This is a genomic window from Paracidovorax avenae ATCC 19860, assembly GCF_000176855.2.
In the GTDB taxonomy this organism is placed as follows: domain Bacteria; phylum Pseudomonadota; class Gammaproteobacteria; order Burkholderiales; family Burkholderiaceae_C; genus Paracidovorax; species Paracidovorax avenae.
The window spans coordinates 3416907-3434863 of record NC_015138.1; the positions used below are offsets into that span (position 1 = coordinate 3416907).

Sequence of the window (17957 nt, forward strand, 5' to 3'; positions counted from 1 at the left end):
ATTGCAGACCGCCGTGCCCGCGCGATGCAACAGCACGCCAACGGGCACGGCGACTCCTCCTCGAACGCTTTTACGGGGCATCTCCTCATGCGCAACCCCTTTGATTTCAGTGTTTCCAGAGACAGGCTGGTTATTCCCGCATTGGCCGGCATCTACGAAAAGTTCGCCCAGCCGGCCGGCTGGCTGCTGCTTCGGCTCGCCGTCGGAGGCTGGCTGGTGCATGAAGGCTGGCCGAAGATCCTCGCGCCCATGGGCCAGGTGCAGTTCGTCGAAATGATCGGCTTCCACCCGGGATGGCTGTTTTCGCCGCTTCTGGCCGTCATGCAGGTCGTCGGCGGTATCGCCCTCGTTCTGGGGCTGCTGACACGGCCGTTCGCCCTGGCCAACGCGGTGATGCTGTTCGTGACGGTGTGGTTCCACTTCCACTACCCCTACAACGCCGAACCGCTGCTGAGCAGTGCCGGCCTGGAGGCGATCAGGGCCCATCCGGAATTCCTGACCGCCAACGGCTCGAAGCGGCTCATGGACGCGGGTATCGCGTTCACCGACCTCCTGCAGGGCAAGGCCGTTCAGCTGTCCAGCATCTGGGCCTTCGGCTGCCTGTTCTTCGCGGCCTTCGGCGGCGGCCTCTGGTCGGTCGATCGGCTCTTGAAGAAGTCGTTCTGAAACAGGGTACCGTACGCAGGCCGGCAATTTCACATTGGGCCGCCACCGCAGCATTCGCAACAGACAGGAGTCGGGATGAGCAGCAATCTGGAACTGATACGCCGCACCTACGAGGGATCGTCCGAGGAGAACGGCCGCAACCTGTTGGCCGTGCTCCATCCGCAGGTCGAGTGGACCGAGGCGGAAGGGTTTCCCTATGCGGGCACCTACGTGGGCGTCGAGGCGCTGATGGCGGGCGTGTTCTCGCGCCTGGCCGGCGAGTGGATCGACTACCGTGCCCAGGTGCACACCTACCTCGCCGACGGCGACCGCGTGGCCGCCTTCGGTGTCTATTCGGGGACCTACAAGGCTACGGCCAAGTCGATGCAGGCCCCCTTCGCCCATCTGTATGAGATCCGGGACGGAAAGATCGTGCGCATGAACCAGTACGTCGATACCGTGCTGGTCGCCAAGGCGCTGTCCTGAAGGGGGCGACGCGCCGTGGCCCCGTTGCATGCTGCACGTTCCATGCCCCGCCGGGGGCCATGCCATGGACGCGGATAGCACGCCCGTGGTCGCGCTGCGCTCCGGCCGCCTGCGCGGGACCCGCTCGCGGGGCGTGGCCGCGTTCAAGCGAATTCCCTATGCGGCCGATCCGTTCACGCCGCAAAGGCGTTTCCAGGCGCCGCAGCCGGCCGCGCCGTGGCAGGGCATCCGCGACGCCGGCGCGCTGGGTCCGCCGCCGCCCCAGCCGGGCCGGGACCCGAAGGCCTCGATGCACGGCGGCACCGGTGACCTGACGGTCAACGTCTGGACGCCGGATCCGCACGCCAGCGGTCTGCCGGTCATGGTGTGGATTCCCGGCGGCGCCTTCATCCGCGCCGATGCCGGCGAAGCCGCCTGCGACGGCACGCGCTTCGCGCACAGCGGCATCGTCCTGGTCACGGTCAACTACCGCGTGGGCGTCGATGGCTTCATGGCCATCGAGGGAGCGCCCGCCAACCGGGGCCTTCTCGACCAGATCGCGGCGCTGCAGTGGGTTCGCGACAACATCGCGGCCTTCGGCGGCGATGCGGCGAACGTCACCCTTTTCGGCCAGTCCGCCGGCGCGGAAAGCATTGCGATCCTGCTGGCGTCGCCGCGCGCCGACGGACTGTTCCATCGCGCCATCCTGCAGAGCCCGCCGATGCAGTCCATGCAGCACGGCGATGCCCGTCGGCTGGCAGCGGTCTTTGCCCGGGGGCTCGGCGCCGCACCAACGGCCGGAAGCCTCACCGCCGTCCCCATGGGCGAGCTCATCGGTGCCAGCCCGGCTCTCGCGGGCGTGCTCCAGGACCGCGCCGCCTGGGGCCGCCTGTCGCTGGGCGGCACGGCCTTCCTGCCGGTGGTCGATGGCGGCCTGCTGGACGCCCCGCCGCTCGACATGCTGGCGCGCGGTCTCCGGCCCCGCGTGCCGGTGGTCGTCGGCAGCACCGACGAGGAGGCGCGCATCTACATGGTGCCCGGCGGAGCGATCCACCGCATCACGCCCGCGGACGTCGATCGGTTCGTCGGCGATCTGGAGCTGCCCCCGGGCACGCTGGAGATCTACCGGCGTGTGTCGAGAGACCCATCGCCGGGCGAGGTCCATACCGCCCTGCAGTCCGACTACACCTTCCGCAAGCCGGCGCTGCGCATCGCGGAAACGAGAAGCCGCAGCGGCATGGCGTGGCACTACCACTTTTCCTGGAAGTCACCGGGTTTCGGCGGCCAACTGGGGGCCGCGCACTTCGTGGACGTGCCCTTCGCCTTCGGCACGCAGCACTCCGGCCAGGCCAGGTCTCTGCTCGGCGATGACCCGCCCGACGCACTGGCCGATGCGATGCACAGCGCCTGGGTGGCGTTCGCCAGGACCGGCGATCCCGGATGGCCCGCGTACGACCTCGCCCGGAGGGCCACGAAGCGCTTCGATGCCCCCTGCTCCGTCGTCCTGGATCCGGAAAGGACGACGCGCGGCCTCTGGAACGGCGTTGCCTTTTAAGAACGGTTGACACGACCCGGTGAAGCGGTCCTGGCGAGGCACCGCGTCGTTGCCGCTCGCGCGCCGGTCTGTCCGTGACGGTCCGCTATGCGGGCGATTAGCGGGAAGGGACCGGGTCGGCGCTTTTGGGGCTCGGGCGCCAGCACCGCCCAGGCCGGGGCATGGTCGCTGGGCCGGGCACGGCCGCGCACGTCGCGGTCCACGCCGGCGTCCTGCAGACGGCGCGCCGCCGCGGGGTTGAGCAGCAGGTGGTCGATGCGCAGGCCGGCATTGCGCTGAAAGCGCTGGCGCAGGTAGTCCCAGAAGGTATAGACCGTTTCGCCGGGATGCACCGCGCGCAGCGCGTCGGTCCAGCCGCTGTCCACCAGGGCGCGGAAGGCATCGCGCACTTCGGTGCGGAACAGGGCATCCTCAACCCAGGCATCGGGCTTGTACACGTCGCGCTCGGTGGGAATGATGTTGAAGTCCCCCGCCAGCACCACCGGTTCGGGACGGGAGCGCAGCACATCGGCCCGCCGCGCGAGGCGGCCGAGCCAAGCGAGCTTGTAGTCGAACTTGGGGCCCGGGGCCGGGTTGCCGTTGGGCAGGTAGAGACAGGCGACGAGCACGCCGTCCACGGCGGCCTCCAGATAGCGGCTCTGGGTATCGGCCGCATCGCCGGGCAGCCCGCGCTGCACCTCGATGGGCTCGGCACCCCGCGCGAGGATAGCCACGCCGTTCCAGGCCTTCTGCCCATGCCAGAGGGCGCCGTAGCCCGCGGCCCGGATTTCCTCGGCCGGGAAGGCGTCGTCGGTGCACTTGAGTTCCTGCAGGCAGGCCACGCCGGGGCGGGTTTCCTGCAGCCACTGGAGCAGCGCCGGCAGCCGGGCGCGGATGCTGTTGACGTTGAAGGTGGCGATTTTCATGGCGGGCGGATGGGGCTCTTTCGAGGCCCCAAGCCTACGCCGTGCCTGCGCGATGGCGGTAGGCGACCGCCCTGTTCTTTCGCCAGCCCTGCACGAAGTGGTGGAAAGGCGCCTCTCAGGCCGCAAGCTTCTGGAACGACCCCAGCACCGCCGGCCCGTTGAACGGTTTCACGATCCAGCCCTTCACGCCCGCGGCCTTGCCGCGTTCCTTCATGGCGGGGGAGCTTTCGGTGGTGAGCATGACGATGTTCACGCGCTGGTTGCCGAGTTCGCTGCGCACGCGCTCGGCCATGGTGAGGCCGTCCATGTTGGGCATGTTGACGTCGCACACGATGAGTTTGATGCCGCTGTGCTGCTTGAGCTTGGCGAGCCCGTCGCGGCCGTCGACGGCCAGCGCGACCTGGAAGCCGTTGCTGCCCAGGAAGTTGCCCACTTCGCTGCGCACGGTGCTCGAATCGTCGACGACAAGAACGTTGGCCATGGTGGAATGCTCCTCGAAAAAAACAGGGAAAAGACAAAGGAAAGAGAAAGGAAAACGACGCCGCTCAGAACATTTCCAGCTCGCCCGATTCGACGAACCCGCTCAGCAGCGTCTCGCTCTCGCGGTAGAGCTCGGGTGCCCAGCTCAGGCTGAAGGCGAAGCGCTGGTAGATCGTGACGGTGGTGCCTTCCGGGTCGTCCGGCGACCAGGCCTGGCACTTGAAGCAGAGCTGGGGGCTCTCGGTGCCGAAGCTGATGTAGCGGTGCAGGTGGTTGACGATGATGGGCACCTGCACGCCGAAGGTGCCGCCCGCGCCTTCGGTGCCGTAGCGGTTGCGGAAGCCGCCCCAGATGAGGTTGGTGAGTTCGCCCAGCAGGGCGTTCAGGTTGCGGAAGTCCGCGCCGTCTTCGGCGGAGAACACCGTGTGCCCCGCGGAGACGACGCGGCGCAGCGATTCGGCATCGGTCTGCAGCGTCATGAAGCCGCGGCACCAGGGCGTTTCCATCGGGATCAGGGTGAACATCTCGCCATGGATGAGGCGGTCGCGCACCACGTAGGGCGGGTCCATGCGCACGTCCATGTCCTTGAACTGGCTGGCGAGGGCCGACTGCGTCATCTCGCCGAGTGCGCGCACCAGCGAGGTCGGGTAGACGCGGTCGAAGATCTTGCGGTCGAGTTCGCCGCGCAGCGCGCCGATGTCCGCCAGGGTGTAGGGCACGATGGAGGGCAGCGCGCCGAGGTCGGGCAGCTCCACGCCGTCGGTACGCAGGAAGAGCGGCAGTTCGGGGCGCAGGCGGGCGATCTCGCGGGAGAGTTCGATGCCGTCGCTGACGGCGCCCTGCAGCCGGCCGCCGACGAAGACCGCGCCCAGGTCGATGCGTGAGCGCAGCACGCCGGCCACGTTGAGGGGATGCACGCGGTGCCCCTGCAGGGCGTTGTCGCCGCAGAAGGCGCGGATGGCGTCGAGCACGGCAGCGTCCGTCTCGATGACCAGCACCTTGCTTTCCAGGGCGGCCGGGGCGATGGCTTCGTAAGGGTCGCGGGTGTTCATGGGATGGTCTTTCGTCGCTTAGAACATTTCGAGTTCGCCGGACTCCACCGCTTCCGGCTCGGGGCCGGCCCAGTGGAAGTCCAGAGGCGCATAGGCGCGCGCACAGAGCGAAGCGTGCAGGGACAGGTCCGGCCGCACGTCCATGCGGAAATGCCGCACGTGCTCGAAGCCGGCGCGCGTGAAGTACGGCGCGCAGCGCGCGTCCAGGATCTGCGGGGTGGAGAGGCCCAGGAACGCCTGGAAGCCGCCCAGGTCGCGATTGATGGCGCCGCTGCAGAGGTTGCCCATCTCGCAGACGCGGTCGAGAAACGCCTGGTCGCTTGAAGGACCCGCCTCCTGCCCGCTCATCTCCGCGACCCAGCCGCGCCAGGCCGGGCTGTGGTCGAAATGCAGCGCAGCGACGACGCGGAACGAGAACGAGGCGATGGAGAGCACCGCCATATGCGTGGCGCCGGTGGCGGGCAGCGCATCCATGGGTTGCACGGCGACGGCGTCGCTGCGCACCACGCTCTGGCGCAGGGCGGAGACCATCATGCGGTCGAGGCTGCCCTGGGCCCGCGGGCTGATGAACCCGGTCGCGAGGGTGGCGGAAGGGACCGGTGCCGTCATGCGGTCTCCAGCAGGCTGCCCTGCCCGTCGCCGTCGCCCCCGCCGAGAGCGGCCTGGATGCGGCGGTTCGCCAGCTCCAGTCCCATCGCGGCGTTGATGACCATCTTGCCGCCGGCCTGCATGTCCTGGAAGGTGGTGGTGGCGATCAGGTCGTTCTCGTAGAGGCTGGTGCGGTAGTCGCGCGAGAGGCGCTCGGCGCTGGCCGAGAGTTCGCGCATTTCCGTGGCGACCACGTCGAAGCCGCGCCCCGCGACGCCCGCGCGCGCCGCCTCGATCGAGGCGTTGAGCGCCACGATCACCATCTTGCGCACGATCTGCGAGAACGCGTCGTTTTTGTCGTGCAGGCTGCGGTTGTGCGCCACCAGGGTGCTCATGTCCGCATGCCAGCGCTCGAAGGTCTTGCCGATGCCCTGCAGCTCGCGCAGCGCCTCGGCCTGGGTGAGGGCGTGGTGCAGCGTGTTCTCGCCGAGTTGCCGGGTGCGCTGCTCGGAGGCCTGGTCGCTTTCACCCAGCCGGTGCTGCCACTCGGCCGCGGCATCATCGAACTGCCGTTGCGCCTGGACCAGCTCGGCCTCCAGTTGCGCGCAGCGCTCCTGCAGCGCCTCGGCCGCATGGCGCGACGCGTCTGCGGCCTGCTGCACGGCCAGGGCCTGCGAGCGTGCACGGTCTTCCCCGGCCCTGCGGTGCGCCGCGCGCCACGCGGCGATCGCCGCGGTCAACCCGCCGCCCAGCAGGCAGCCTGCCGCCAGCCACATCCATTCCTGTGCCATCGTGTACTCCATGCCCCAGGTCATGCCGCCACCGCCACAGCCCAGCGGGCCGGCAGGCGCAGCACGGTTTCGAAGGGCGTGGCGGACGGCCGGGCGCCGTCGGCCAGCACCAGGGTGATGTCCCCGCCGAGCGATTCGACGAACGCCTTCACCGCGTCCATGCCCACACCGCGGCCGGACACGTCGGTCACTTCGCCGGCCGTGGAGAAGCCCGGCGCGAAGATCAGCTGCGCGGTCTCTGCGGGCGACAGCGAGGCGCCTTCGGCGAGCAGGCCCTGGGCGCGCGCCTTGTCACGGATGCGGTCCAGGTTCAGGCCGCGCCCGTCGTCGGCCAGGCGGATTTCCAGCCCGGATGCGACGAACTGGGTGGCAATGCGGATGCGGCCTGCAGGCGCCTTGCCGTGGGCCGTGCGTTCGGCCGCCGGCTCGATGCCGTGGTCGAGCGCGTTGCGCAGCAGGTGGACGAAGGCATTGCGCAGGGCTTCGGCGGCTTCGGGCTGCACGGCCACGGGGGCCTCTTCGTGCATCACCACCTCGGGCGCTTCCTTGCCCAGGTCGTGCGCCAACGCTGGCAGCGAGGCGGCCACACCGCCGATCACGTCGCCCAGCCCCGGTGCGTCGGCGTTCGCGAGTGCCTCGGCGATGCGATCCAGCGTGGCGCGGTGGTCCGGCGCGCAGCGCTCGTCGCCAGACAGCGCCGCGATGCGCGAGCGCAGGGCTTCGATGCGGGCGCGCGGGATGCGCACGGTTTCGGCATCGCCGGCCACGGGTGCCGCGCCGCGGCCCAGCGTTTCGGTGTTCACACGGACGTATGCCGCCAGCGCAGCGGCCACCGCGTCGCGTTCGGATTGCAGGGCCGCATCGTCCCAGGCCGACGGATCGTCGCGCAGGGCGGCATAGCGCTGCTCGGCCACGTGGGCGGCGTCGGCGATGCGCAGCAGGCCGTAGGTGCGGGCGTTGCCTTTGATCGTGTGCATGTGGCGGAACATCGCCGCGATTGCATCGGCGCGCGCATCAGGCCGGGCCGCGGTGGCGTCGAGCAGGGCATGGATGTCGCGCAGCAGGTGGTCCGCGCTGTCTGCGAACGCCGGGAACTTGTCGGGGTCGAAGGCCAGCAGTTCGCCGACCATGGCCAGCTCCTCCTTGCGGGCGTGGGCGTCGCGGGCCAGCGCACGCAGCTCGGTCACGTCGCGCAGGCTCAGCAGCAGGCGCTCCACGGTACCGTCGGCGGCGGTGATGGGCGACCAGCCCAGTTCGACCACCTTCACGCGGTCCCCATCGAAGCGCACCTGCAACTCCTGCGGCAGCAGGTGCGCGTTGAAGGAGAAGTTGAGTTCATCCTCGCCGATGCAGGCGTCGATCGCGGCCAGGGTCTGGGCCCGGGCGTCCGCGCTCAGGTCGGAGCGGTCGAACAGCAGCGCGTCGAGCGTGCGGCCGGCGATGTCGTCCTCTTCCAGGATGCGCGCGAGGTGGTCCGAGTATTCGGGGTGGATGGTGCGCCCGGCCTGCAGGGTCAGGATGCCCTGCGGAATGGTGTGCAGCATGGCCTGGATGTCGGCGGTCTTGCGGCGCACCAGCTCGGAGCTTTCCTCGATCTTCTCCACCATCGCGTTGAAGGCGGTGAGCGAGCGGCCGATTTCGTCCATGCGGGTCACGGGCACGCGGTGCGAGAAATCCTGGCTCGTGGCGATCTCGGTCATCTTGAGCTCCATCTCGCGGATGGGGCGCACGATCTGGCGGTAGAGCAGGTAGCCCGCGGCGGCCAGGCCCAGGATGGCGACGGCGGCCACGGCCAGCAGCGTGGTCGTGGTGTGCTCCAGCTGCGCGTTCAGCGAGCCGATGGCCTCGTCCTTGCTGCGGCGCTTCTCCACCTGGATGGCCTCGATCATCTGGCCCTGCTCGCGCAGGTACTGGTCCACCGTGGCGGCCATGAAGGCCTCGGCCGCGTCCTGCTGGCCGGCGAGCTTGAAACGCGCCGTGTCGTCGATGGCCGCGAAGTAGTTCTCCAGGCTCATGGCGGCCTCCTTCACCAGGCCGCGCTGCGCATCGCTGTCGGCTTCCCGCAGTTGCTGGTCCAGCGCCTTCTGCAGCACCGCCTTGCGCTCCACCAGTTGCTCGTGCAGTTTCTGCGCGGCCTCCACGTCGTTCGCGGACACCATGCCCAGCGCGGCCATCTGCACATCCTTGAGCTGGCCCATGAGCTCCACGGAATGGATGGCGCTGGGCACGACGCCCTCCGTCACCCGCTTGACCTGCCGGGCCCCCTCGGCCGACTGGTAGAGCGCGAAGCCCCCGACGGAGCAGAGCGCGAGAAAGGCGAGAACGATCAACAGGGTGATGCGCAAGCGGACGGTCATGGCAAGGGCGATCCACGCATGTAACAAGATGCATCAAGTATGGAATCTCCATATGGCGCGGGGATGACAAAGCCCCGCGGAGGTGCCGTCCGCACGCCCGATGCGGCGTCGGTGTCCGTCCTTGCGTCAATGGGCGCTGGCCGTGGGCCGGATGACGATCTCGCTGGTGTCCACGTCGCCGGGCTGTTCGATGGCGAAGCGGATCGCGCGGGCGATGGCGTCCGCGCCGATCGCCACCCGGCGGAACGCCTTCATTTCCTCGCGCCCCTTCTCGTCGGCGATGCTCTCGGCCAGTTCCGATGCGGTCACGCCCGGGCTGATCGTGGTCACGCGGATGTCCGAGTGTTCCTGGCGCAGGCCTTCGGAGAGGGCCCAGACCGCGTACTTGGTGGCGCAGTACACGGCGGCGGTGGGCGATACCGCATGGGCGCCGATGGAGGCGACGTTCACCACGTGGCCCGAGCGCTGCGCCTGCATCGCCGGCAGCACGGCGGCGATGCCGTGCAGCACGCCGCGGATGTTGACGTCGATCATGCGGTCCCATTCGTCCACCCGCAGCGAGGCCATCGGGGACAGCGGCATCACGCCGGCATTGTTGACGATCACGTCGATGCGTCCGAAACGTTCGAGCGCATGGGCGGCGAAGGCCTCGACGTCCGCGCGGCGCGTCACATCCAGCGCGCGGGCCTCCGCGATGCCACCACGCGCCGTGATGTCGGCCACGATGCGCTCGAGCCGGTCGGTGCGGCGTGCGCCCAGCAGCACCGTGGCGCCGCTGTCCGCGAGCAGCCGCGCCGTGGCTTCGCCGATGCCGCTGCTGGCGCCGGTGATGAGGACGATTTTGGAGAGTGGGTTGTCTTGCATGGGGAAGTTCCTTGGGTCCTTGCAGGTGGAGGGAGGGAAGGAGCCGCTGGCGGCCCTGCACGGAATCTAGGGACGCACCGCGGCGGCCGGAACTCCCCGGGCGCTGACCGGGGTGTTTAGAATTTTTTGCCAATGCCCGCCGACCTCCAACTGTTGCGCTTCTTCCTCGCCGTCGCGAAGGAGCAGAACTTCCGTGCGGCCGCCGATCACCTGGGCGTCACGCGCTCGGCCGTGAGCCAGGGCATCCGGCGGCTGGAGGACGGCCTGGGCGTCGCGCTCGTGCAGCGCTCCACGCGCCACGTTCGCCTGACCGAAGCGGGGGAGCGGCTGCACGGACAGATCGCCGGTCCCCTCTCGGCCGTCCACGCGGCGCTGGAAGAAGCCGCCACCGACGGACCGGCCCGCGGACTGCTGCGCGTGGCCGCCACCTCGATCGCGGAACGCTTCCTCTCCGGACCGCTGATCGCCTCGTTCGCGCAGGCGCATCCCGGCGTCACGCTGGACATCACCGTGACGGATGAAGAGTCCGACATCGTCGCGGCGGGCTTCGACGCCGGCGTGCGGCTGGGCGAGGTCATCGAGCAGGACATGGTGGCCGTGCCGCTCACCGGGCCGCAGCGGCAGATGGTGGTCGCCACCCCGCAGTACCTCGCGGCACATGGCCGGCCACGGCACCCGCGAGACCTGCTCGCGCATGCCTGCATCGGCTGGCGCCCCGCGCCGGGCGTGGCCCCCTACCGGTGGGAGTTCCGCGAGGATGGCCGGGATTTCGACCTGGCGGTGGAGCCGCGGATCACGACCAACGACATGCTGCTGATGATCCGCACCGCGCTCGCAGGCGCGGGCATCACCATCGGCATGGAAGAGACCTTCGCGCCCTACATCGCGCGCGGAGAGCTGGAGCCGGTGCTGGAGGAGTTCCTGCCCCGTTTTCCGGGCTTCTACCTCTACTTCCCGAGCCGCAGGAACACGCCGCGCAAATTGCGGGCGCTGGTGGAGCATGTCAGGGCGTGGGTGGACAGAGCGGGCTGACTGCCGCGGGCCTCGCGCATGCCTACCGGGGACTGCTGCGCTTCCACTCCGCCTCCCACATCATTCCGCCAGCCAATCCCAGCAGCACCAGGAGGATGCCGTACCACCCCGTGAACCAATGCAGTGTCGCTGCGAGGAACACGGCGGTGATCAAAGCGGCAAGAACAGCGACTCCGATGCGCCAATGGAGCACCAAGAGCAACAGCAGGTCGAATATCTCATTCATGGAATGGCAACAGGACGACACCTGCCTGGCAGCATCAGCGCGTTCAAGGAATGGCAATCCTTGGAGGTTACCCCTTCCACGCCGGGTCATCCAGCCAGGCCCGCACCACGCCGTTCGTCCAGCCGAAGCCGTCCTGCAGCGGGTATTCGCCCCCGTCGCCACCCGCGGATGCATCGCAGTCGTTCTCGCACAGCGCGTATTTCTCCACCAGCCGGCCTTCCTGGTCGTACACGTGGCGCACGGTGGCGAGCCAGCGCTCGCGGATGTCGCTGGCCAGCTGGCGGCAGCCCTTGTCCCGGTCGCCATAGCGCGCGAAGCCTTGCGCGCCCATCCATTGCATCGGTGCCCAGCCATTGGGCCGGTCCCACTGTTCGCCGCTCGCGATCTCGGTGGTGGCGAGGCCGCCGCGCACCAGCAGGCGTCGCCGCACGGTGGCCGCGAGCGCACGCGCCTGCTCCAGCGTGGCGGTACCGGTGAAAAGGGGCGCCACCGTCGCGGCCGTGAGGGCGGGCCGCGGCACGCGGTTCTGCCAGTCGTAGTCCAGGAAGGCCCCCGCCTCGTCGTTCCAGAGGAAACGGGTGATCGCCTCGGCCCGGCGCGCGGCGCGGCCCTCGAAATCCTCCGCAGTGGCGGTATCGCCGGCCTCGCGGCTCAGGCGGGCGATCATCGTCTCGCTCGCGTGCAGCAGCGCGTTCAGGTCCACGGGCAGGATGCGCGTGGTGCAGATGCCGGCCAGGCAGGCGGTGCGCGTGGCGGCGGCGTCCAGGTCGTCCAGCCAGCGCGAACTGAAGTCCCACCCCGATTCGGCGGCTGCCCGCAGGTTGCGGAACACTTCCGAAGCAGGGCGCGTGCAGGCGGCGGCGGTTTCCATGTCCTCGCGCCAGGATTCCTCCCGGGGGGTGTCGCGGTCGTCCCAGTAGCGGTTGAGCACGTGGCCGCCCGGCAGCGCCACCACACGGCGGTGGGCGCCGCCCTCCGCGAGGCCGTCCGCGCCGTCCATCCAGAAGGCGTATTCGCGCAGCATCTGCGGCAGGTAGCGGCGCGCGCCCTGCCCCCGGGTGGATTCGCACAGGCCCGCCATCAGCGCGAACACCGGCGGCTGCGAGCGGCTCAGGTAATAGGTGCGCGTGCCATTGGGCACATGGCCGTAGGTGTCGATGAGGTAGGCGAAGTTGTCCGTCATCGCATGCAGCAGCCGCGGGCGCCCGCTGGGCACCAGGCCCAGCATGGTGAAGTACGAATCCCAGTAGTACATCTCCACGAAGCGGCCGCCTGGCACGACGTAGGCATGCGGGAGTTCCAGCAGGGAACCACGCCGGGGATGGTGGGCCGGATGCCGCGCCAATTCGTTCCAGAGCGCGTCGATGTGTGCCGCCAGCGGCAGGCCCTGCGGCGCGGTGGAGCGCTCGCAGCCGCTGCGCGGCGGGGCGAAGTGGCGGTGCACGAAGCCGGCCAGGTCGAAGCCGGGGCCGCCACGCTCGGCGCGGTAGGCGGCCAGGATGTCTTCGGGCGGCATGCGGGGCGCGCAGTCCACGAAGGTCTTGGAGTCTTCGAAGACACGCTGGCGCTGCACTTCCACGAACAGCTCCTCATAGCGGTCGGCCGGGGAGCGCGTATCCGGCGGCGGAACGCTGCGGGCCGCGGCGGCACGGGCGGCCGGAGTGGCGTCGATGGGGCCGGCGCCTTCGATGGGCACCACCGCCTGGTGCGGTCGGGGCTCTGCTGTGGAAGTGTGCGAGGGCAATGCGGACATGCGGCGGGTCAGGGTCGGTTGGGTGGAGCCTTCGGACATCGCGACAGTGGATGGGCCACGGCCGAGTTCTCGCATTGGACCACCGCGGCCTACCCACTTCCTGTCGGAAATGCCCGGGCAGCACGTCGGACGCTGCGCCGTGGCTTCGCATCCGCATACAAAATAATTAATCCCTGCAGAAATTAAATTTCTTTTAGATCGAAATCATCAGGAATTATTTACCCAACAATAGCGAAAAAACACAAGGAGAAACCCTTGTCGATTGCCGCAGCCAGGACAGGATTGATTTTCGATGCCGAAACATTCACAGAGACGCAACCTTCCATAGAAAGCCATTTCATCTGCGGCAAGGGCCTGATCGATTCACTCACAGTTTTCCTGATAATGAACCGGGGACGTGATTGTGAATTCGAAGACCGACTGCAGCGGAACACCGCGCTGCATATCACCCGCACGATCGAGCAGGCAGCGCAGGAAGAAGCGCCCCTGCTCTATGTACAGGACCAGCTGGGCGATCCGGAAGGAGGATTCGATACCACCCGCGTGGTCACGGCAGATCTTTCCACCCTGCTGCTGTCGCCTTCCGGCATGGGACGGGTCAGTGCCTGCCTGGCAAGGTTCGCACAACAGCATCTCATGGTCTCAGCCATTCTGGGACCGACCTCCGGTCCCCTCGCCTTGCCGCTCATGCTGGCAGACCTCGTGATGATGACCCGCAAAGGAGCCCTGTGCATGGGCCGTCCGGACATGGTCCGGGCCATGCTGGGACAGGACTGCGACCTGCAGTCGCTCGGGGGCCCGCAAGTACACAGCGAAGCCGGTTCGGTGCAGCTGGTTTTCGATGACGAGCAGGCGCTGTTCGCCTGCGCGCGAAAGTTGATAAGCCTGGGCCGCAGGCAGGTCCCCCGCAGGCGCGCGAGGGGTCCCAGGCCGAGGCCACTGCATATCGGCAGGCTGATCCCGCGCGACCCTGGTCGGCCCTACGACGCGCATTCCCTGATCGAGGCGGTCGCCGATGCACACAGCCTGGTGGAAATCAGCCCCCACCACGCACCCGAAGTGCTGACTGGCTTCGCGACTGTGGGTAAACACCCGATGGCGCTGATCGCCAACAATCCCAGGCACCAGTCGGGCGCCATCCAGGGACCGTCGGCCAGGAAAATGGTCCGCGCCATCCGCCTTGCGGACAAGCTCCGCATTCCCATTGTTTTCTTCGCGGATGTACCGGGCTTCATGATAGGCAGGGAAGCCGAGCGCAGCGGCATATTCTCCGCAGCGGCCGAATTGTTTTCAGCGCATGTGCGAAGCACCGTCCCCAAAATCCTCATCGTCGTGCGAAAGGCCTATACCGGCGGCCTGTACGCCATGCACGGCCCCGGTTTCGACCCCGTGGCGATCCTTGCCTATCCGCATGCCAATATTGGCGTTTTCGGCGTCAAAACGATGGAAGCGATATTGGAAAGCGCTCCACCCGAAAAGCGGCAGGTGGTGGAACTGCTTCGCCGGGAGATCTCGGCGCCGGCCCGGCTGGCCGAGAAAGGCCTCGTCACGGAAGTGATCGACCCTGCAGACACGCGGGAAAGAATCCTGCACCACCTCGCCCTGTTTCTCGCGGCAGAGGCCCCATCCGGACAGCCCGCGGCCCCCGCCAGGAAATCTGCCCCGCGCTCCGGGCCCATCGGCGTTTCCAAGGTCTCCGCTCCATTGCGCAAGCGTGCATGACCTGCAACCGCCCACCCGGCGCCCCATGAATCCCCCTTAGAAAGTGAAAAACCCTGCACCGATGAAATCCTGGATCTTCGAACAATTCAACGTTTCCGCTGACGAAAACCCTGCCGCTTTCGACCCGGCCAACTATCAGGCGGAACTCGCCTGGCGAAGAAAGAGCTGGATCGATGCGGAAGCCCTCGGGTACGAAGGCATCTTCTTCAGCGAACACCATTTCGGCGGCGCACGGGTTTCTCCGGCGCCCGCCCTGGTCGCAGCCACGGCCGCGGCACTGACGAAGCGGTTGAGGATCGGCATCCTGGGATGGGTACTTCCGCTCAGCCAGCCGTGGCGTGTCCTGGAGGAGATCGGCGTACTCGACCACCTGAGCGGGGGGCGGCTGGAGGTCGGCCTGGCACGCGGGTCCAATCCCGAAGAGGCGGTTGCGCTGGGCATGGACCGGGAGCATCTGCAACCGATGTTCGATGAGGCCCGGCAGATCATCCGGAAAGCGATGGACACGGCCCCGCTGGACCACGCAGGCACTTACTGGACGATGAGGAACCTGCACGCTCTTCCCTCGCCGCTGCAAAGGCCGTTCCCGCCGGTCTGGGCGACGGTGCGCAGCGCCAGGGCCGCGCAGGAAGCCGCCCGCGAGGGACACAAGGTCTGTACGGGCTTCCTCTCCGTGGACGAGGTCTGCGCACTCTTCGATGAATACCGCAACGCCATCCATGCCGGGTCCGAAGACGAAGTGTCTTCCCGGCTCGCGATAAGACGGTGCATCTTCGTGGCACCGGGCCGGGCCGAGGCGCTGGAACAAGCCGACATCGCGCGCCACCGCATTCCCTCCATCCTCGACCAGGACACCATCGCCGGGTCGCCTGCCGATGTCGTGGAGCAGATCGTGGAGCAGGCGCGCCGCACCGGGGCTGGCCACATGGTGGGCTTCTTCACGGGCAATACCCTGGACAGGAATGCCCTGCTGATGTCCTACCGGCTGTATGGCCTGCAGGTCATCCCCGCACTCGGGAGGCACTTCGGCAAGCAGCGTGCCTCGCTTGCGCTTTGACGGGGAGCGCCGTGTTCCGGAGCGGCACCGGCGAGCCGCCTACGCGGGCCGTCCGCCCCCGGTGATGTACTGCTCCATCTGCTCGATGATGAACTGCTGCTCGGAGATCACGTCCTTCACGAGGTCGCCGATGGAGATGAGGCCCACGAGCGTGCCGTCCTCCTCCACCACGGGCAGGTGCCGCAGGCGGTTTTCGCTCATGAGCGCCAGGCACTGGCCGCTGGTCTGCACGGGCCGCACGAAGCGCACGGCGCGGGTCATCACGTCCGCGACGCGGGTGTCGCCCGACGTACGGCCCAGCAGCGCCACCTTGCGCGCGTAGTCCCGCTCGGTGACGATGCCTGCGATGCTCTTTCCGTCCATCACGAGCAGCGCGCCGATGCCCTTGTCGGCCATCAGGCGCAGCGCGTCGAGCATGGAGTCGGACGGCGCGATGGTGAAGACCTCCTGGTGGGCCTTGGATCTGAGGATGTCTGCGACAGCGGTCATGGAAGCCTCCCGGTGCTGGATGGTGAACGGCATCTGGCCTGGCGCCAGTGTCCATGCAAGCCGCGCGGTCCGCAACGGGGCTGCGCCCGGCCATGGCCGGGCGGGATACACAAGGTTGCAAAAAGCCGCTGCCGCAGCGGGCGTCAGCGCGGCGCAGGCAGCGCGGCGGCGCCGGTCCGGCCGGCCTTGGCCGCCTTGCGCAGCGCGACGGCATCGGGCGCGGCGGCGCGGGGTCCCCGGTCCAGGCGGAACACCTGCACCGACTCCGACACGGTCTGGGCCTGGCGCTCCAGTTCGATGGCCAGGGCGGCGCTCTCCTCGACCAGCGCCGCGTTCTGCTGGGTGATGGTGTCCAGCTGGGCCACGGCCGCATTCACCTGCGAGATGCCCGAGAGCTGCTCGTTCGAGGCGCTGTGGATCTCCCCGATGAACACGCCGACGCGGCGCACCAGTTCGAGCGATTCCTGCATGGTCCGGCGGGCACCGTCGGTGCGCGCGTGGCCCTCCCCCACCCGCGCCGCGGATTCCTCGATCAGCTGGCGGATTTCCTTGGCGGCGGACTGGGTGCGCTGCGACAGGCTGCGCACTTCCGCGGCCACCACGGCGAAGCCGCGGCCGTGCTCGCCGGCGCGCGCCGCCTCCACGGCCGCGTTCAGCGCGAGGATGTTGGTCTGGAAGGCGATGGAGTCGATCAGCCCGGTGATCTCGCCGATGCGGCCGGACGAGGTCTGGATCTCCCGCATGGTCGCGGCCACCTCGTCCACCGCGCCGCTGGTGCGCTCGGCCACGCCCGTGGCCTGCTGGGCGAGTTCGCTGGCCTGGCGTGCGGAGTCTGCGGTCTGCTTGACGGTGCCGGTGATCTCCTCCATCGAGGCAGCCGTCTGCTGCAAATTGCTCGCCTGGTTCTCGGTGCGCGAGGACAGTTCCTGGTTGCCCTGGGCGATCTCGCGGCTCGACATGCGCATCTTGTCGCTCTCCTGGCGAGCATCGCGCACGATCGACAGCAGGTTGACATTGAGCTGCGCGAGCGCGCGCTGCAGTTCTCCGGTCAGGCCGGTGCGCGTCACGGTGACGCTCTGCGTCAGGTCGCCGGCCGCCATGCGGTTGGCCGCGCCCACCATGGCGGCCAGCGGCAGCACGGCGGCCCGGCGCACCCATGCGAATCCCCCGACAGCCACCGCCGCGACGGCCAGCCACGCCAGCGCGGAGAACACGCCCGATTCCTGGTCCACAAGCCCCGCGAGGAACGCCGCCAGCCATACCGACGCGAAGGCCATGGCCACCTGCCCGCCCAGGCCGATGTCCAGCGCCTGGCGGATGCGCCCCGAAAGCGTCCTGCGCACGACCCGTCCGCGCTGCAGTGCATGCACCATGCGGCCGGCCTGCTTCTCGGCGCGCATGCGGCCATAGAGCGCCTCGGCGCCCGCGATCTGCTCGCGCGAGGCTTCGGTGCGCACCGACATGTAGCCCACCGGGCGCCCGTCCTCCATCAGCGGCGTGACGTTGGCCATGACCCAGTAGTAAGTCCCGTCCTTGCGGCGGTTCTTCACCGCAGCGGACCATGGCCACCCGGCGGCGATGGTTTCCCACATGTCGCGGAACGCCTCTTCCGGCATGTCCGGATGGCGGATCATGTTGTGCGGCTGGCCCAGCAGCTCGGCGCGCTCGTAGCCGCTCACCTCCACGAACATGGGATTGCAGTAGAGGATGCGCCCCTGCAGATCGGTGGTGGAAACGAGTGTCTCGCCCCGCGGGAAAGGGTATTCCTGGGCGGTGACGGGAAGGTTGACGCGCATGGGTTCTCCTCGGCTGGGTGGTTTCTTCGCGAACCGGGCCCGTCCGGCCCCTCCGGACGGCGCCCTGAAAAAATACTACGGCGATATGGCAAATTTGATGCAATTTAACACATCCCTGCAACCGTCAAAACCTGCATGCACATCCAATGCCTGGCTCGGCCATGCGAGGCTCCTGCACAC

17 protein-coding genes are annotated in these 17957 nt (G+C 68.4%); 6 read left to right on the forward strand and 11 right to left on the reverse strand.

All coding sequences use genetic code 11. From position 1 onward, the window contains the following. The first annotated feature begins 24 nt into the window (after positions 1-24). The 3 genes from ACAV_RS14980 to ACAV_RS14990 all read left to right on the forward strand — a co-directional run bounded on the left by ACAV_RS14980 (position 25) and on the right by ACAV_RS14990 (position 2665). Positions 25-666 carry a DoxX family protein gene (locus ACAV_RS14980; protein WP_013595415.1) on the forward strand — a complete coding sequence of 214 codons (642 nt, stop codon included), beginning with the start codon at positions 25-27 and terminating at the stop codon, positions 664-666. Between the two features lie 75 nt (positions 667-741). Continuing rightward, positions 742-1131, forward strand: a complete 390-nt coding sequence (locus ACAV_RS14985) for a nuclear transport factor 2 family protein (protein ID WP_013595416.1) — start codon at positions 742-744, stop codon at positions 1129-1131. A gap of 64 nt (positions 1132-1195) precedes the next feature. Continuing rightward, the gene (locus tag ACAV_RS14990; protein ID WP_013595417.1) at positions 1196-2665 is read left to right on the forward strand and encodes a carboxylesterase/lipase family protein; all 1470 of its coding nucleotides are present in this window, start codon (positions 1196-1198) and stop codon (positions 2663-2665) included. Here ACAV_RS14990 and xth read toward each other — a convergent pair. The 7 genes from xth to ACAV_RS15025 form a co-directional block, all read right to left on the reverse strand. Next, entirely contained in the window at positions 2662-3570 is a 909-nt protein-coding gene (gene xth, locus ACAV_RS14995) for an exodeoxyribonuclease III (RefSeq protein ID WP_013595418.1), read from the reverse strand. The genes ACAV_RS14990 and xth overlap by 4 nt on opposite strands. Positions 3571-3685: 115 nt before the next feature. Beyond that, a complete protein-coding gene (locus ACAV_RS15000) occupies positions 3686-4051 on the reverse strand; it encodes a response regulator (RefSeq protein WP_013595419.1) in 366 nt (121 codons plus the stop codon). Positions 4052-4115: 64 nt separating this feature from the next. Further along, on the reverse strand, positions 4116-5102 hold the full coding sequence (locus tag ACAV_RS15005; RefSeq protein ID WP_013595420.1) for a chemotaxis protein CheX: 987 nt from the start codon (positions 5100-5102) through the stop codon (positions 4116-4118). 18 nt (positions 5103-5120) lie between these two features. Beyond that, the gene (locus ACAV_RS15010) at positions 5121-5711 is read right to left on the reverse strand and encodes a hypothetical protein (RefSeq protein ID WP_013595421.1); all 591 of its coding nucleotides are present in this window, start codon (positions 5709-5711) and stop codon (positions 5121-5123) included. Then, positions 5708-6505, reverse strand: a complete 798-nt coding sequence (locus ACAV_RS15015) for a methyl-accepting chemotaxis protein (protein WP_013595422.1) — start codon at positions 6503-6505, stop codon at positions 5708-5710. Before ACAV_RS15015 ends, ACAV_RS15010 begins: the two co-directional genes overlap by 4 nt. Further along, positions 6502-8838 carry an ATP-binding protein gene (locus ACAV_RS15020; protein ID WP_013595423.1) on the reverse strand — a complete coding sequence of 779 codons (2337 nt, stop codon included), beginning with the start codon at positions 8836-8838 and terminating at the stop codon, positions 6502-6504. The genes ACAV_RS15015 and ACAV_RS15020 overlap by 4 nt, the downstream gene beginning before the upstream one ends. Before the next feature lie 126 nt (positions 8839-8964). Further along, entirely contained in the window at positions 8965-9702 is a 738-nt protein-coding gene (locus ACAV_RS15025; protein ID WP_013595424.1) for an SDR family oxidoreductase, read from the reverse strand. A gap of 132 nt (positions 9703-9834) precedes the next feature. Here ACAV_RS15025 and ACAV_RS15030 point away from each other — a divergent pair, with 132 nt between their 5' ends. Next, positions 9835-10734 (forward strand): LysR family transcriptional regulator, encoded by a 900-nt coding sequence (locus ACAV_RS15030; protein ID WP_013595425.1) that lies wholly within the window; start codon positions 9835-9837, stop codon positions 10732-10734. Positions 10735-10756: 22 nt separating this feature from the next. Here ACAV_RS15030 and ACAV_RS15035 read toward each other — a convergent pair whose 3' ends face one another. Both ACAV_RS15035 and treF read right to left on the reverse strand, forming a co-directional pair. After that, a complete protein-coding gene (locus ACAV_RS15035) occupies positions 10757-10960 on the reverse strand; it encodes a hypothetical protein (RefSeq protein WP_013595426.1) in 204 nt (67 codons plus the stop codon). A 67-nt stretch (positions 10961-11027) separates the two neighbouring features. Further along, positions 11028-12788, reverse strand: coding sequence for an alpha,alpha-trehalase TreF (gene treF / locus ACAV_RS15040; RefSeq protein ID WP_041828790.1), 1761 nt, complete (start codon positions 12786-12788; stop codon positions 11028-11030). Positions 12789-12968: 180 nt separating this feature from the next. Here treF and ACAV_RS15045 point away from each other — a divergent pair, with 180 nt between their 5' ends. Together ACAV_RS15045 and ACAV_RS15050 are read left to right on the forward strand one after the other, a co-directional pair. After that, the gene (locus ACAV_RS15045; protein ID WP_013595428.1) at positions 12969-14435 is read left to right on the forward strand and encodes a carboxyl transferase domain-containing protein; all 1467 of its coding nucleotides are present in this window, start codon (positions 12969-12971) and stop codon (positions 14433-14435) included. Positions 14436-14496: 61 nt separating this feature from the next. Beyond that, the gene (locus tag ACAV_RS15050; RefSeq protein WP_013595429.1) at positions 14497-15492 is read left to right on the forward strand and encodes an LLM class flavin-dependent oxidoreductase; all 996 of its coding nucleotides are present in this window, start codon (positions 14497-14499) and stop codon (positions 15490-15492) included. Positions 15493-15531: 39 nt separating this feature from the next. Here the strand turns inward: ACAV_RS15050 and ACAV_RS15055 are convergent, their stop codons facing one another. Further along, entirely contained in the window at positions 15532-15981 is a 450-nt protein-coding gene (locus ACAV_RS15055) for a CBS domain-containing protein (protein ID WP_013595430.1), read from the reverse strand. A gap of 143 nt (positions 15982-16124) precedes the next feature. Beyond that, complete coding sequence (locus ACAV_RS15060) at positions 16125-17777, reverse strand: methyl-accepting chemotaxis protein (RefSeq protein ID WP_013595431.1); 1653 nt, start codon at positions 17775-17777, stop codon at positions 16125-16127. Positions 17778-17957 lie beyond the last annotated feature (180 nt).

Coding starts and splice junctions, on each gene's coding strand:
- treF (WP_041828790.1), bottom strand. CDS start 12,788: ATGCGAGAACTCGGCCGTGGCCCATCCACTGTCGCGATGTCCGAAGGC.
- ACAV_RS14990 (WP_013595417.1), top strand. CDS start 1,196: ATGGACGCGGATAGCACGCCCGTGGTCGCGCTGCGCTCCGGCCGCCTG.
- xth (WP_013595418.1), bottom strand. CDS start 3,570: ATGAAAATCGCCACCTTCAACGTCAACAGCATCCGCGCCCGGCTGCCG.
- ACAV_RS15020 (WP_013595423.1), bottom strand. CDS start 8,838: ATGACCGTCCGCTTGCGCATCACCCTGTTGATCGTTCTCGCCTTTCTC.
- ACAV_RS15035 (WP_013595426.1), bottom strand. CDS start 10,960: ATGAATGAGATATTCGACCTGCTGTTGCTCTTGGTGCTCCATTGGCGC.
- ACAV_RS15030 (WP_013595425.1), top strand. CDS start 9,835: ATGCCCGCCGACCTCCAACTGTTGCGCTTCTTCCTCGCCGTCGCGAAG.
- ACAV_RS15000 (WP_013595419.1), bottom strand. CDS start 4,051: ATGGCCAACGTTCTTGTCGTCGACGATTCGAGCACCGTGCGCAGCGAA.
- ACAV_RS15010 (WP_013595421.1), bottom strand. CDS start 5,711: ATGACGGCACCGGTCCCTTCCGCCACCCTCGCGACCGGGTTCATCAGC.
- ACAV_RS14980 (WP_013595415.1), top strand. CDS start 25: ATGCAACAGCACGCCAACGGGCACGGCGACTCCTCCTCGAACGCTTTT.
- ACAV_RS15015 (WP_013595422.1), bottom strand. CDS start 6,505: ATGACCTGGGGCATGGAGTACACGATGGCACAGGAATGGATGTGGCTG.
- ACAV_RS15055 (WP_013595430.1), bottom strand. CDS start 15,981: ATGACCGCTGTCGCAGACATCCTCAGATCCAAGGCCCACCAGGAGGTC.
- ACAV_RS15060 (WP_013595431.1), bottom strand. CDS start 17,777: ATGCGCGTCAACCTTCCCGTCACCGCCCAGGAATACCCTTTCCCGCGG.
- ACAV_RS15050 (WP_013595429.1), top strand. CDS start 14,497: ATGAAATCCTGGATCTTCGAACAATTCAACGTTTCCGCTGACGAAAAC.
- ACAV_RS14985 (WP_013595416.1), top strand. CDS start 742: ATGAGCAGCAATCTGGAACTGATACGCCGCACCTACGAGGGATCGTCC.
- ACAV_RS15005 (WP_013595420.1), bottom strand. CDS start 5,102: ATGAACACCCGCGACCCTTACGAAGCCATCGCCCCGGCCGCCCTGGAA.
- ACAV_RS15025 (WP_013595424.1), bottom strand. CDS start 9,702: ATGCAAGACAACCCACTCTCCAAAATCGTCCTCATCACCGGCGCCAGC.